Below are 13,062 nucleotides of genomic sequence, written 5' to 3' on the forward strand. Positions count from 1 at the left end.
AGCATGAATAAAAAATCATGAAAAAAAACCAATTCGGACAACCTACATATAGGAGGTGTTTGAATATGAGAAAAGTACTTATTTTAATGGTTGTTTCCCTATGTTTATCAGGTTGCCAACTTCAAGCTCGTGACGGATATGAGCCTCAGGCAGAGGATAAAAACGGTTCGAGATTAATGAAAACAGGGTATGGTGATTATGAGGAAATTGAATCAGATGAGGATGAACAGTTTACGGAAAATCCAGGTCCTAATTTTCTGGATTTAACAGAATCAAGACCTGATCAAGGGAATGATCAGAATAAACTAGAAGAAGCCATTCGGAACGATAAGACATTATCATTAGGACGAGTGATAATTAATGGTGATACCATCCATGTAAATGTCTTTACAACAGAAAAGCTTAATGCAGACGAAATGAAGAAAAAAGAAAAAGAAGTTCATGATAATATGATTACGGCATTACCGAGATATCGTATTGATGTAAATTTGAAGGAAAAAAACAGTGAGGGGCGTTAAGATGCCCCTAAAAGCCTAAAATGGAGCTGATGAGACCTTTTCTGCGAGGTTTTTTGGATGCTTGTCCTTGGTCAAAAACAAGTGCAGGATCCTTAGAGAATTCTGGTCTTTTTTGTGCACTTTCAAGCTCTTCAATTCTATGTTCAAGCTTGTTGATCGTTCCGATTAACTCTTCCATTTCTTTTCGATGTTGAAGAAGTTGATAGGAAACAACATCATCTGCTTTTGTTTGAAGTTTTCGCTCTAATTCCTCCATTCGATTCGTTAGCTCACCTGTTTTATCCTCATCAACTGATGCAGTCATGACAATTCCTTTTCGAGGTTGTTCTTTGGGTCGTGGTGAAGTTGATTCTGGATTTTCCTGCATTTGTTTTATTTTCTCTATATCTTCATCCGAAAATTGATAATGTCCTAGTTCATTTTTCTCAAGCTGTAAATCCAACTGATCAACCCATCTCATTAACGTTCTTCTGGAAACACCAAGTGACTTTGCAACAGCAGCTGTACTCATTTGCATTCCTCCCTTGATTTTACGTACAAAACTAGAATTTCTACGTTTTGCGTCAGTTCCCTTCACGTTAGACAAAACAAGAACGAATTCGGCAAAGAAAGTGGGAGTTTTACATATTGTGTAATAAGTTTGTCGATGGATCAGGCTTCATACAATTCCAAAGGTAAACCGTCCGGATCCTGAAAAAAAGTAAACTTTTTATTTGTAATTGGATCAATTCGAATCTCTTCTACATGAATTCCTTTTTCAATCAGCTCTTGAACAGCCTCACTTATATTGTCTACTTCAAAAGCAAGATGTCGCAATCCGGCAGCTTCAGGCTGTGTTGGACGGCTGGGAGGATTCGGAAATGAAAAAAGTTCAATTTGGTAAAGATCATTAACCATTAAATCAAGCTTGTACGACTGGCGTTCCTCACGATAAACTTCAGAAAGAATCTTAAGGCCAAGTACTTCTGTATAAAATTTTTTAGACGTTTTATAATTAGAGCTTATGATAGCGACGTGATGGATTTTGTTGAGTTTCATAAGTGGAATCCCTCTTTCGATAATAATGGAGTTTTTTTCCTTACAATATATTATATGACTTTTTTAAATAGATTGTTGTCTTAAACAAAACTATTTAGGCTGATTGGAGCGAAAGGTGCGAGACTCCCGCGGGAAGCTCACCGTCCACCCCGCGGAGAGCGAGCAACCTGTAGCGGAAATCAACCGACACAACACTAATTAAGAACAACAAAGTTTATCGTTTAAAGAGTCCTGGCGCAATTTGCTTTTGACGCTTCTTGTGACCTATACTATAATTATAACGTTATGCATGAAAATTGAGGTGAACATGTATGTTAGATCGTTTACAATCGGTAGAAGACCGTTATGAAAAGTTAAATCAGCTTTTAATGGATCCGGATATCATTAGCGATTCAAAAAAGCTGCGTGAATATTCAAAAGAACAATCAGATTTGCAGGAAACTGTGGAAGCTTACCGTGAATATAAAGAAGTCCGCGAACAAATTTCAGATACAAAATCAATGCTTGAAGAGAAGCTTGATGCTGAAATGCGTGAAATGGCAAAGGAAGAGCTTTCCGAATTAGAAGAACGTGAAGAAGAATTAACAGCTCGTCTGAAGCTTTTACTTGTACCAAAAGATCCGAATGATGATAAAAACGTTATTATGGAGATCCGCGGTGCAGCAGGTGGAGATGAAGCTGCATTATTTGCGTCTGATTTATATCGTATGTACAGCCGTTTTGCTGAAATGCAAGGCTGGAAAACAGAAGTTATGGAAGCGAACGCAACTGGTACTGGCGGTTATAAAGAAATCATCTTTATGATCAACGGGAAAGGTGCATACTCAAAATTAAAGTTTGAAAATGGTGCCCACCGTGTACAACGTGTTCCGGAAACAGAATCCGGCGGCCGTATCCATACATCAACGGCAACAGTAGCTGTTTTACCTGAAGCAGAAGAAGTAGAAGTAGAAATCCATGAAAAAGATATTCGTGTTGATACATTTGCTTCAAGTGGTCCAGGGGGACAAAGTGTTAATACAACAATGTCAGCTGTTCGTTTAACACATTTACCGACTAATACAGTTGTATCGTGTCAGGATGAAAAATCCCAAATCAAAAACAAAGAAAAAGCGATGAAAGTTCTTCGTGCACGTGTCTATGATAAATTCCAACAAGAAGCACAAGCTGAATACGATCAAAACCGTAAGCTTGCGGTAGGTACAGGTGACCGTTCAGAGCGTATCAGAACCTATAACTTCCCGCAAAACCGTGTGACAGATCACCGAATCGGCCTAACGATTCAAAAGCTTGATCAAATTTTAGAAGGTAAGCTTGATGAAGTAGTGGATGCACTAATCGTTGAGGACCAATCAAGCCGCCTTCAAGCAGCGGAAGATTAAAATCAAATGAAATTTGTATACGAAGCCCTCAACTGGGCTTCTTCTTTTTTAAAGGAAGCAGGCAGAGATGAAAATGCTGGAGAATTGTTGCTTCGTCACCATTTGCAGATGGAGCGGGCAACATTGCTGTCCAATTTGAGAATGGTCCTCTCAGATGAGCAGATCCAAGTATTTACATCTGATGTAAAAAAACATGCTGAAGGTCAGCCTGTCCAGTATTTGATCGGACATGAAGAATTCTATGGAAGAAAGTTTTTCGTGAATAAGGAAGTGCTCATTCCAAGACCGGAAACTGAGGAGCTAGTAGAAGGAATTTTAGACAGAGCATCTGTCCATTTTCCTGGTGCTAATACATTGCATGTGGTCGATATTGGAACAGGAAGCGGAGCTATTGCGATTACATTGGCGTTAGAAAATGCCAGGTTCAAAGTGTCGGCTGTTGATATTGCCGCAGAATCAATCGCAGTGGCAAAAGAGAATGCTGAGAACTTAGGGGCAAGCGTACAATGGCTACATGGTGATCTCCTTGAACCTGTTACACAGAAAATTGATCTCTTAGTGTCAAATCCACCATATATTCCAGACTGGGAAATCGAAACACTTTCACCAGTTGTAAAAGATCATGAACCAATGCGGGCACTTGCAGGTGGAGAAGATGGCTTGGGCTTTTATCGGAGGCTGATCAATGACATGAAGAGCCTATTGAGCGACCGGGCACTCATTGCTTTTGAAATCGGTGCAGGTCAAGGGGAAGATGTGAAAAGTCTCTTAGAACAAGCCTTACCTGATGGAAAGGTAGAAGTTGTTTATGATATAAATGGTAAGGATCGCATGGTTTTTGCTACAAAATAAGAGTAGGGGATTCCCTGCTCTTTTTGTAGTATTTATATTAATAACTAGGTCTTTAACTGGAGTGGAAGTCAACCAGCACCATACTAATTTGAGAAACTTTCTAATCTATCAAACTATTTTTTAAAATATATAGTTTAAGAATTTCTCACGCTGTCCATACTGTCTACCAAGGGAGCGTGAGAGACATGAAAAAACAAAATCAATTAGTACTCATATATATCTTTATCTTATTCGTAGGAGCAATTACTAGTGTATACAAGGAGCCTGTCACAACAACTGCAAGCTCGCAGGAACCGGTTGTCATACCGGATGAAGCCATCCGCTTACGAATTCTAGCAAACAGCGATTCTGATGAAGACCAAGCATTAAAACGAAAAGTACGTGACGAAGTGAATAAAGAAATCACAACATGGGTAGAAAAATTAACGTCAGTTGAAGCAGCAGAAGAACTGATTCAATCAAGACTGCCTGAAATCGAAGCCATTGTTGAAGATGTGCTAGAACAAGAAAACATGCAACAATCCTATTCTGTTGAATTTGATCACAATGTTAACTTTCCAACTAAACTTTATGGAAGCTATATCTATCCTGCTGGTGAATATAATGCGATCTTAATCAGTCTTGGCGAAGCAAGAGGTGCCAACTGGTGGTGTGTCCTATTCCCGCCGCTTTGTTTCTTAGACTTTTCAAACGGGGAAGCTGTCCAAGCAGAAGAAACAGAAACAACAAATGATCAAGAAAAAACAAATGAAAAACTAACGTCTTTAGTAGTGGATGAAGAAGAAGAGAAAGAAGAAGTAGAAGTAAAATTCTTCTTAGTTGAATGGTTCGAGGGATTGTTTTCTTAAAAAGGTGAGGGGTTCCCTCGCCTTTTATTGTTTGGAGGCATCTAATGGAGTCGATGTTTGTCGGAAATTGACAAATAGGAAATAAATCTTGAGAATCGAAAATAAATTCTTAAAAACCGTCAATAAAGCAGAAAAATCGAAAATAAACCATCCATCACAAAAACCATATAACTAGTTTGTACCAGATTTTCGAGAAATTTAGAGAATAAATCTAGTATTCACCTCATAGAGTTGAAGTAGGAAAAAACAAAATGAGGTGAAAACATGTTTTATCAATTAAAAATAGCAGAAAATCAGGATATTGAACGATTAACAATGTTTGTGGAAAAAGCGGGAATCAGTTCAGAAGGAATTGCTGATTTAATAGATTATTTCGTGTTAATGGAAAATGGGGATAAAGAAATTGTTGCATGTATTGGAGTAGAGCCTGTGAAAAACACAGGGCTGTTGCGTTCCCTTGTGGTGTCGGACAAGCTTAAGCAGGCTCATATCGTGACACTATTTCAAAGCATTCAAACGTTGGCTGAAAAACGGGGAATTACAAATTTATTTTTAGTTACGAATAAAGAAGCATCTGTACAGTTTTTATCTTTCATGGGTTTTCAAAAGCTAAACCCGGATTTAATACCTGCTGACATGCTGACAATTAACCATATGAAAGATTCACTAGAGGACCCGAATGCAAAAGTAATGATTAAATCATCATAAAATCCACTTATCCCACACTTAAGAGGCAACTGCCCGCAAAGCTCCAGAAAACTTCAATTGTTAGAAGTTTCACTTATTAACAAAGTTATCCACAAAAAATAATGCCTTATCCACATTTTGTGGATAAGGCTTGTTTTCTGTAGCTTCTTCTTTTATACTTTCAAGAGTTAACCATCTAGTATATTAGTTAATTGAACGGAATATAAGGAGTTTTGAAGGTATGAAAACTACACTTTGGACTGTGGATGATCTTACCAACTTATCCACTAGTTATCCACATATTACACAGGCAGCAGCTAAACTAAAAGATAATGAAGTTGTCGCTTTTCCAACAGAAACGGTTTATGGCCTGGGAGCAAATGCTTTTTCAGATGAAGCTGTACGTAAAATCTTTGAGGCAAAGGGACGCCCAAGTGATAATCCACTGATTGTCCACATTGCTTCACAGGAGCAGCTTGACGAATTTGTTGAAGATATACCAGAGTATGCAATAGCCTTAATCAATCATTTTTGGCCGGGTCCGTTAACACTTGTTTTAAAGAAAAAGGGTGAACAATTATCAGATTTAGTGACAGCAGGGCTTGATACTGTTGGTGTTCGAATGCCGGATCATCCGATTGCCCTTGCACTTTTAAAAGAAGCCAATGTACCTGTAGCGGCACCTAGTGCAAATCGCTCTGGAAAACCGAGTCCAACACAGGCTTCACATGTATACCATGACCTTCAGGGGCGCATAAGTGGTATTATTGATGGAGGTTCAACAGGAGTCGGGGTGGAATCAACGGTTATTGATTGCACAACAAAGATCCCAACAATTCTTCGTCCGGGTGGAGTGACAAAGGAACAAATGGAGGAAATTGTTGGAGAGGTTCATGTAGATCAGGCATTAGTTGAGGAAGGTCATGCACCTAAATCACCGGGAATGAAGTATACCCATTATGCGCCAAATGCGCCAGTTATCGTTGTGGACGGAAGTCATCGCTTTATTCAACAACAGATCGATCAGTATGAAAAAGAAGGCAAAAAGGTGGGTGTTCTTACAACAGAAGAAGCAGAAAATGATTATCGCGCATCGAAAGTAGTTTCATGCGGTAATCGTTCAGACCTTCAAACGGTGGCAGCTAAGTTGTATGATGTGCTAAGACAGTTTGACCAAGAAGATGTAGACCTTATCATAAGTGAAAGTTTTCCACAGGGTGGAGTTGGCACAGCAATCATGAACAGGCTGTTAAAGGCGGCGGGTAACCAAGTGATCGTGGAAAAATAATCAATGTTCTATTCGTCTTCGGACACGCATAAAGTGAATTAGGCGTGTCCGAGGAGGGGGAACATGAGTATAGAATCAATGGCGGGAGAACTTCTAACTTTACTAATTATGGCACTAGCTCTAGGAATGGACGCATTTTCGGTCGGCCTTGGAATGGGCTTAATTAGGTTAAGAATTAGACAGATTTTTTACATAGGGATCACAATTGGCATTTTCCATATCTGGATGCCATTAGTGGGAATATTAATCGGGAGGCTGTTAAGTGACACCTTTGGCACAATTGCAACACTATTAGGTGGTACACTTCTTATTTTATTAGGGATTCAGATGGTGGTTGCTTCCTTTAAAAAAGATGAAGATCCCTTTATTACACCGGTAGGTTTCGGCCTCATTGTGTTTGCGTTAAGTGTCAGTTTAGATAGTTTTTCAGTCGGATTAAGTTTAGGGATATATGGAGCAAAAACATTTCTCACTGTTGCGATCTTTGGACTAGTTAGTATGGTGTTGACATGGTTGGGGCTTTTAATCGGAAAGCGGGTTCAAAATTGGCTAGGGTCTTATAGTGAAGCATTAGGTGGCAGTATTCTACTGGCATTCGGGATTAAGCTCCTTTTGCCATTTTAATAGATTTGAAAGAGACTGTTTGGGGCAGTCTCTTTTTTAGTTTACACGTAAAGTGCATAGTCAAAAGAAGAACGAATTGTACTCGGATCCAGGTGGTTGCCAATCAAAATAATAATGGGCGTTTCTGTTGCAGAGCCATCCACTTTCTCGAAATAAACGTTCTTAGATGCGAATTGAAATGAATAAAGGGAAGGGTCATCATGAAAACGCACAAATCCTTTTCCGCGAATAACGTCCTTCGGTAATTCTTTTAACCAAGAGACAAATGTCTTTTTATTAATAGAAGGAATGTCCTCTATTTTAATTGCTTTTATGGTGTGGTGTGGCAGATCATTCGAACGGTTAGAACTGAATAAGTCGATCGTTTTGATTCTGACTGCCAGTAATTCGTCGAACGAAACCTCCCCATACTCTGACAAAATAATTTTTGCCTGATCACTAGCCATTTCGTTTATCTTTGTCATTACTTTTTCCAGCTTTTTAGATGAAACAAGATCTGTTTTATTAACGATAAGTAATGAAGCATGGGAAATTTGCTCTTTAAGTAACTGACGAATTTCCTTTGAGCTTGAAAAAATACTATGATAATCGAGAAAATGACTGGCATCCACAATGCTAATCAAAGACGTAAGGGAAAAGGAATCAATATAGTCGGGGCTTGAAAGGGCATCAATAATTTCCTGCGGATTGGCAACACCGGTTCCTTCAATTAAAAGTACATCAACAGGACTTTGGACAAATTGATTAAGTGTTGTTTTTAGATCATCCTGAATAGAACAGCAAATACATCCATTTAACAATTCATAGGCTCTTTCATCTTCAAATAAGTGTTGCTCCACATTCGTATCACCAAGTTCGTTAAGAATAATTCCTAGCTTCATATTCCTGGTTTTGAATTCCTTTACCATTCTCTTTAAGACGGTTGTTTTTCCACTTCCTAAAAATCCACTTAATAGATAGACCTTTATAGGCTTGTTCATCTTTATCCCTCGCTTTAAATAAGAAACATTACGATTTATTTACTATCATCATATGTGATTCATAGACATTCATCAACAAATAACAGAAATGTTCACAAAACCTTTACAACAAACGCTTATTTAGACCCTTCACACATATTTGTTATTTTCACGTTTCATAAGACTACTTTCCGACACAATTTTTGATTATAATAGAAAAAAGGAGTGTTTTTATATGACGAACGTACTATTTGTTTGTACGGGAAATACGTGTAGAAGTCCGATGGCGGAGGCATTATTGAAGCATGGAAAAAGCTCTGATCATATTCAAGTGAAGTCAGCGGGGGTTTTTGCTGTTGATGGGTATCAGGCCTCTCCGAATGCTGTTGAAGCCTTGAGGGAAAAAGGAATTTCAAGTAATCATCAGTCCTCTGGTTTAACAGCAGAGCTCGCTGATTGGGCAACAATTATTTTAACGATGACAAATCAGCACAAGCAATCGGTCATTGACTATTATCCCCATGTAGGTCGAAAAACCTATACACTTACAGAATATGTGTCAGATCCTGAAGAAGGAGTCACACAAGATATCACAGATCCATTCGGTGGTCCGCTGCCAATGTATCGCAAAACCTTAACTGATTTAGAAAAATTAATTGAAAAGCTTATTGTAAAACTAGAGAATTGACTCAACCCTTTGGAGGAGAAATCGTCATGGAAGACAAAAAGTACAAGTTTAGCTTGCGCATGAAGCTAGTTTTATTAGTCACAATACTTGCTGTGATTACGTACTCAACAAGTGCCATTTTCATATCTTTTATCGTGGAATACGTTGATCATATTGTATCACCTGCTATCTTTACTCTTATTACACTGTTGATGGGAATCTTTTGGTCAGGGGTTTTGGCTTATTTTGGATCAGGATTTATTACTAGAGCGCTCAAAAAACTTGAAACTGCCGCTTATAAAGCAGCAAAAGGCCATATTGAAGAAGATGTACCTGTTACAAATAGTGATGATGAAATTAGAGGATTAAGCATTGCATTTAACGAAATGCTTCATAATATGCGTAATATGGTGCACAGTATCGAGGCTAATTTTCAAACAACAAATGATCAAGTTAGTCAAATAGCCAATGCATCAAGCAGAGCATCAAAGCAGGCGGATGAGATTTTAATTACCGTCCAGGAAATTTCGCGTGGAGCTGATCAGTCCGCAGTAGCCATTCAAGAAACGGCTACTTCGGTTGAAGACATCATTGAATTCGCTTCACAAGTTGAAGGCAAAGCCGCTTCATCTGAACAATTGTCAAAAGAAATGGTGACTTCATTACATGAAAGTAAAGAAGTTTATGAAGGATTGATTGAGGGAATCCAAACATTAGCGATTGAAAATGAAAAATCCATGACAGCTGTACGCCGCTTAGAACAGCATGCCAATGAGGTTTCAAGCATCGTTTCTCTAGTGGGAGATATTGCCAACCAAACAAATCTTCTTGCCTTAAATGCTTCAATTGAAGCAGCGCGGGCTGGAGAACATGGTAAGGGCTTTGCTGTCGTTGCTGATGAAGTCAGGAAGCTTGCTGATGAAAGTGCAAAAGCTGTTCAGGGTATCACAGGGCTTATCGAAAATATTCAACAAGAAGTTCAAAATGTTGTGACTCAAATAGCTGATCAAGTAGAAACAGCAAAAAATCAAGCGGAAAACGGACAAGTATCTGCCGAATTACTTGATCAATCAGGCCAATCGATTATAGATGTGGCTGAAGCGGTTAAACAAATTAGCGACCTCATTCACCAGCAAATGAATTCACTTCAAAAAACTGGTGCACAATCAGAAGAAGTGGCAGCAATTGCTGAACAAACATCAGCAGGAGCACATGAAGTTGCTTCAGCAATCACAGAACAATCAGATCATATCCAAAGTATGAACGAATTAGGCAAGAAGCTGGCTGAAAGTTCAGAAGAATTAAGGAAAACAATTGATCGTTTTGTCATTTAAGAGATAGAATAAAGGTAAAACCTTTAGGAGGATATTATGAAAGTAGCGATCGCATCAGACCACGGTGGAGTGAATATAAGAAAAGAAATCATTCATTTATTAGAAGAGCTAAACATTGAGTACGTTGATATGGGCTGTGAATGTGAAACATCTGTCGATTATCCGGACTACGCCCTGCCTGTAGCGGAAAAGGTAGCAAATGGCGAATTTGATCGCGGAATTTTAATTTGTGGAACAGGCATCGGTATGAGCATTGCTGCCAACAAAGTAAAAGGCATACGCTGTGCACTTGTCCATGATACATTTAGTGCTCAAGCAACACGTGAGCATAATGATACAAATATTTTATCAATGGGTGAACGTGTTATTGGTCCCGGACTTGCAAGAGATATTGCGAAAATCTGGTTAACAACAGAATACCAAGGCGGCCGTCACGCAACACGCGTTGGAAAAATTTCAAAGTATGAAGAACAACACAACTAAAAGGATGTTAAAATCATGACAAAACTTCAAAACTGGATGCAGGATCTCTCTTGTCTTTTATCAGATCTTAAGGCTCAAAGCGATCTTCAAGAAGGAGACATTCTCGTAGTTGGCTGCAGTACAAGCGAGGTCATCGGCGAAAAGATCGGTACAGCCGGAACAGAAGAAGTAGCAGAAATGATTTTTGAAACATTGGATCAATTTCGGAAGCAAACAGGAGTGGAACTAGCTTTTCAATGCTGCGAGCACCTGAATCGCGCTCTTGTCATCGAAAGAGAAGCTGCCAAAACAAATGGTTTCGAAGAGGTCTCCGTTATTCCGGTGAGAAAAGCCGGAGGAGCCATGGCAACCTATGCCTACCAGCATATGAATAACCCAACCGTCGTTGAGTTTATCAAAGCTGACGCGGGCATTGACATTGGCGATACATTTATAGGCATGCACTTAAAACATGTCGCCGTTCCATTAAGAAGCAAAGTAAAACAAATTGGCTCTGCCCATGTGACCATGGCGAAAACCCGCCCGAAATTAATCGGCGGCGTAAGAGCTGTATATGAGCAAACGAAAGAAAATCAATCTTGTCGGTAAAAGTAGTGGGGTCAACTTAGGTTGGCTCTTTTTTTATAGTAAGGGATGGTCGGAAATTGTCGAAATTTATCTAATCGTTGATAAAAAGTGAGAATCGAAGATAAAACGCAATAATCGTTGATAAATTCTCAGAATCGTTGATAAATCTTAAAAATCGAAGATAAATAACCCAAAAACCTCTGATCCCCTTTAAGTTGAATAAGAATTTCTTAACTTGGGATATTAATTTTGGGCCTTAACCAAAAAACTCTCAAAATATTCTATCTTTACAGTTGACATTGTAAGAAAAAGTAACGACAATAGGTTGTATATATTTAAAAAGGAACAACATACCAAAACGAATATTAATAACAAAAATCCACATCATTATTCGGTTTTTAATAGACAAACGACACAAAACGTTAAAAAAAACATAATTATTTCAGAAAATCTTTTACATTCTATCCCTATAGCGTGTAAAATAAAGATGGAAATAAACGAAGATAAAATGTGGTTAATATGAAGGGAGATACGAACGATGAAACATTTACCAGAACAAGATGTGAAAGTATTTGAAGCCATTCAGTTAGAACGTACTCGTCAAGAATCAAAAATCGAGCTTATTGCTTCAGAAAACTTCGTTAGTGAAGCAGTTATGGAAGCTCAAGGTTCTGTATTAACAAACAAATATGCAGAAGGTTATCCTGGTCGTCGCTACTATGGTGGTTGTGAGCATGTCGATGTTGTAGAAGACATTGCAAGAGACCGTGCAAAAGAAATTTTCGGTGCAGAGTATGTGAACGTTCAGCCTCACTCAGGTGCACAAGCAAACATGGGAGTTTACTTCACAATCCTTGAGCATGGTGACACAGTTCTTGGAATGAACTTATCTCATGGTGGTCACTTAACACACGGTAGTCCTGTTAACTTCAGTGGTGTGCAATACAACTTCGTAGAATACGGTGTTGACGAAGAAACTCACCGCATTAATTATGAAGATGTGCGTGAAAAAGCATTAGCACACAAACCAAAATTAATCGTGGCAGGTGCAAGTGCATATCCAAGAGCAATCGACTTCAAAAAATTCCGTGAAATCGCTGATGAAGTAGGAGCTTATTTCATGGTAGATATGGCTCACATCGCAGGCTTAGTTGCAGCGGGACTTCATGAAAATCCTGTGCCATATGCAGATTTCGTAACTACAACTACTCACAAAACACTTCGCGGACCACGTGGAGGAATGATTCTTTGTAAAGAAGAATTCGGTAAGAAAATCGATAAGTCGATCTTCCCTGGTATCCAAGGCGGACCACTTATGCACGTAATCGCTGCAAAAGCTGTATCTTTTGGTGAAGCTTTACAAGACAGCTTCAAAACTTATGCACAAAACATCATTGATAATGCAAGACGCTTAGCTGAAAAGCTTCAATCTGAAGGCTTAACACTTGTTTCTGGTGGAACAGACAACCACTTATTATTGGTAGATGTTCGTTCTCTTCAGTTAACTGGTAAAGTAGCTGAGCACGTATTAGATGAGATCGGTATTACAGTAAACAAAAATACAATCCCATTTGAAACAGAAAGCCCATTCGTAACAAGTGGTATTCGTATCGGTACAGCTGCTGTAACAAGCCGCGGCTTCGGTCTTGATGAAATGGACGAAATCGGAAGCATCATTGCCTTCGCTCTTAAAAACCATGAAGACGAAGCAAAACTTGCTGAAGCAAAACAACGCGTTGAAGACTTAACAAGCAAATTCCCTTTATACCGCAATTTATAAAATAAAATGAAATAGGCCGACTTCAAGATTTGAAG

At 38.8% G+C, this 13,062-nt stretch carries 15 protein-coding genes; 12 read left to right on the forward strand and 3 right to left on the reverse strand.

Annotated features, from left to right (window positions below; translation table 11 throughout):
* Positions 1–65: 65 nt before the first annotated feature.
* Positions 66–518 (forward strand): hypothetical protein, encoded by a 453-nt coding sequence (locus LC095_RS09370; RefSeq protein WP_226527940.1) that lies wholly within the window; start codon positions 66–68, stop codon positions 516–518.
* A 7-nt stretch (positions 519–525) separates the two neighbouring features.
* On the opposite strand, the gene LC095_RS09375 is transcribed toward LC095_RS09370, so the two are convergent.
* Complete coding sequence (locus LC095_RS09375) at positions 526–1,029, reverse strand: MerR family transcriptional regulator (protein ID WP_226527941.1); 504 nt, start codon at positions 1,027–1,029, stop codon at positions 526–528.
* Between the two features lie 140 nt (positions 1,030–1,169).
* The gene (locus tag LC095_RS09380) at positions 1,170–1,556 is read right to left on the reverse strand and encodes a VOC family protein (RefSeq protein WP_226527942.1); all 387 of its coding nucleotides are present in this window, start codon (positions 1,554–1,556) and stop codon (positions 1,170–1,172) included.
* Between the two features lie 311 nt (positions 1,557–1,867).
* Between LC095_RS09380 and prfA the strand changes: the two genes are divergently transcribed.
* The 6 genes from prfA to LC095_RS09410 all read left to right on the forward strand — a co-directional run bounded on the left by prfA (position 1,868) and on the right by LC095_RS09410 (position 7,237).
* Positions 1,868–2,938: a peptide chain release factor 1 gene (gene prfA / locus LC095_RS09385; protein ID WP_216775124.1), complete on the forward strand. Its 1,071-nt coding sequence runs from the start codon at positions 1,868–1,870 to the stop codon at positions 2,936–2,938.
* Positions 2,939–2,944: 6 nt separating this feature from the next.
* Positions 2,945–3,790: a peptide chain release factor N(5)-glutamine methyltransferase gene (prmC, locus tag LC095_RS09390; RefSeq protein ID WP_226527943.1), complete on the forward strand. Its 846-nt coding sequence runs from the start codon at positions 2,945–2,947 to the stop codon at positions 3,788–3,790.
* Between the two features lie 185 nt (positions 3,791–3,975).
* Complete coding sequence (spoIIR, locus tag LC095_RS09395) at positions 3,976–4,638, forward strand: stage II sporulation protein R (protein ID WP_226527944.1); 663 nt, start codon at positions 3,976–3,978, stop codon at positions 4,636–4,638.
* Between the two features lie 264 nt (positions 4,639–4,902).
* Positions 4,903–5,346 (forward strand): GNAT family N-acetyltransferase, encoded by a 444-nt coding sequence (locus LC095_RS09400; RefSeq protein ID WP_226527945.1) that lies wholly within the window; start codon positions 4,903–4,905, stop codon positions 5,344–5,346.
* 220 nt (positions 5,347–5,566) lie between these two features.
* The gene (locus LC095_RS09405; protein ID WP_226527946.1) at positions 5,567–6,613 is read left to right on the forward strand and encodes an L-threonylcarbamoyladenylate synthase; all 1,047 of its coding nucleotides are present in this window, start codon (positions 5,567–5,569) and stop codon (positions 6,611–6,613) included.
* Between the two features lie 63 nt (positions 6,614–6,676).
* Positions 6,677–7,237 carry a manganese efflux pump MntP family protein gene (locus LC095_RS09410; protein WP_226527947.1) on the forward strand — a complete coding sequence of 187 codons (561 nt, stop codon included), beginning with the start codon at positions 6,677–6,679 and terminating at the stop codon, positions 7,235–7,237.
* Between the two features lie 41 nt (positions 7,238–7,278).
* On the opposite strand, the gene LC095_RS09415 is transcribed toward LC095_RS09410, so the two are convergent.
* On the reverse strand, positions 7,279–8,217 hold the full coding sequence (locus tag LC095_RS09415; RefSeq protein ID WP_226527948.1) for a CobW family GTP-binding protein: 939 nt from the start codon (positions 8,215–8,217) through the stop codon (positions 7,279–7,281).
* A gap of 214 nt (positions 8,218–8,431) precedes the next feature.
* On the opposite strand from LC095_RS09415, the gene LC095_RS09420 reads away from it, so the two are divergent.
* The 5 genes from LC095_RS09420 (at position 8,432) to glyA (ending at position 13,027) form a co-directional block, all read left to right on the forward strand.
* The gene (locus tag LC095_RS09420) at positions 8,432–8,884 is read left to right on the forward strand and encodes a low molecular weight protein arginine phosphatase (RefSeq protein WP_226527949.1); all 453 of its coding nucleotides are present in this window, start codon (positions 8,432–8,434) and stop codon (positions 8,882–8,884) included.
* Positions 8,885–8,910: 26 nt separating this feature from the next.
* Positions 8,911–10,197 carry a methyl-accepting chemotaxis protein gene (locus tag LC095_RS09425; protein WP_226527950.1) on the forward strand — a complete coding sequence of 429 codons (1,287 nt, stop codon included), beginning with the start codon at positions 8,911–8,913 and terminating at the stop codon, positions 10,195–10,197.
* Between the two features lie 36 nt (positions 10,198–10,233).
* Positions 10,234–10,680: a ribose 5-phosphate isomerase B gene (rpiB, locus tag LC095_RS09430; protein WP_226527951.1), complete on the forward strand. Its 447-nt coding sequence runs from the start codon at positions 10,234–10,236 to the stop codon at positions 10,678–10,680.
* A 15-nt stretch (positions 10,681–10,695) separates the two neighbouring features.
* On the forward strand, positions 10,696–11,268 hold the full coding sequence (locus tag LC095_RS09435; RefSeq protein ID WP_226527952.1) for a TIGR01440 family protein: 573 nt from the start codon (positions 10,696–10,698) through the stop codon (positions 11,266–11,268).
* 517 nt (positions 11,269–11,785) lie between these two features.
* Positions 11,786–13,027: a serine hydroxymethyltransferase gene (gene glyA / locus LC095_RS09440; RefSeq protein WP_226527953.1), complete on the forward strand. Its 1,242-nt coding sequence runs from the start codon at positions 11,786–11,788 to the stop codon at positions 13,025–13,027.
* The last annotated feature ends 35 nt before the right edge of the window (positions 13,028–13,062 follow it).

The sequence above is a fragment of the Metabacillus niabensis genome (assembly GCF_020524345.1).
Taxonomy (GTDB): Bacteria; Bacillota; Bacilli; order Bacillales; family Bacillaceae; genus Metabacillus; species Metabacillus niabensis_B.

Excerpts from the sequence above, each read along its gene's own strand:
- LC095_RS09410 (WP_226527947.1), top strand. The coding sequence starts at position 6,677 with ATGAGTATAGAATCAATGGCGGGAGAACTTCTAACTTTACTAATTATG.
- glyA (WP_226527953.1), top strand. The coding sequence starts at position 11,786 with ATGAAACATTTACCAGAACAAGATGTGAAAGTATTTGAAGCCATTCAG.
- LC095_RS09380 (WP_226527942.1), bottom strand. The coding sequence starts at position 1,556 with ATGAAACTCAACAAAATCCATCACGTCGCTATCATAAGCTCTAATTAT.
- rpiB (WP_226527951.1), top strand. The coding sequence starts at position 10,234 with ATGAAAGTAGCGATCGCATCAGACCACGGTGGAGTGAATATAAGAAAA.
- LC095_RS09420 (WP_226527949.1), top strand. The coding sequence starts at position 8,432 with ATGACGAACGTACTATTTGTTTGTACGGGAAATACGTGTAGAAGTCCG.
- LC095_RS09435 (WP_226527952.1), top strand. The coding sequence starts at position 10,696 with ATGACAAAACTTCAAAACTGGATGCAGGATCTCTCTTGTCTTTTATCA.
- LC095_RS09400 (WP_226527945.1), top strand. The coding sequence starts at position 4,903 with ATGTTTTATCAATTAAAAATAGCAGAAAATCAGGATATTGAACGATTA.
- LC095_RS09425 (WP_226527950.1), top strand. The coding sequence starts at position 8,911 with ATGGAAGACAAAAAGTACAAGTTTAGCTTGCGCATGAAGCTAGTTTTA.
- prmC (WP_226527943.1), top strand. The coding sequence starts at position 2,945 with ATGAAATTTGTATACGAAGCCCTCAACTGGGCTTCTTCTTTTTTAAAG.
- LC095_RS09375 (WP_226527941.1), bottom strand. The coding sequence starts at position 1,029 with ATGAGTACAGCTGCTGTTGCAAAGTCACTTGGTGTTTCCAGAAGAACG.
- LC095_RS09370 (WP_226527940.1), top strand. The coding sequence starts at position 66 with ATGAGAAAAGTACTTATTTTAATGGTTGTTTCCCTATGTTTATCAGGT.
- prfA (WP_216775124.1), top strand. The coding sequence starts at position 1,868 with ATGTTAGATCGTTTACAATCGGTAGAAGACCGTTATGAAAAGTTAAAT.
- spoIIR (WP_226527944.1), top strand. The coding sequence starts at position 3,976 with ATGAAAAAACAAAATCAATTAGTACTCATATATATCTTTATCTTATTC.
- LC095_RS09415 (WP_226527948.1), bottom strand. The coding sequence starts at position 8,217 with ATGAACAAGCCTATAAAGGTCTATCTATTAAGTGGATTTTTAGGAAGT.
- LC095_RS09405 (WP_226527946.1), top strand. The coding sequence starts at position 5,567 with ATGAAAACTACACTTTGGACTGTGGATGATCTTACCAACTTATCCACT.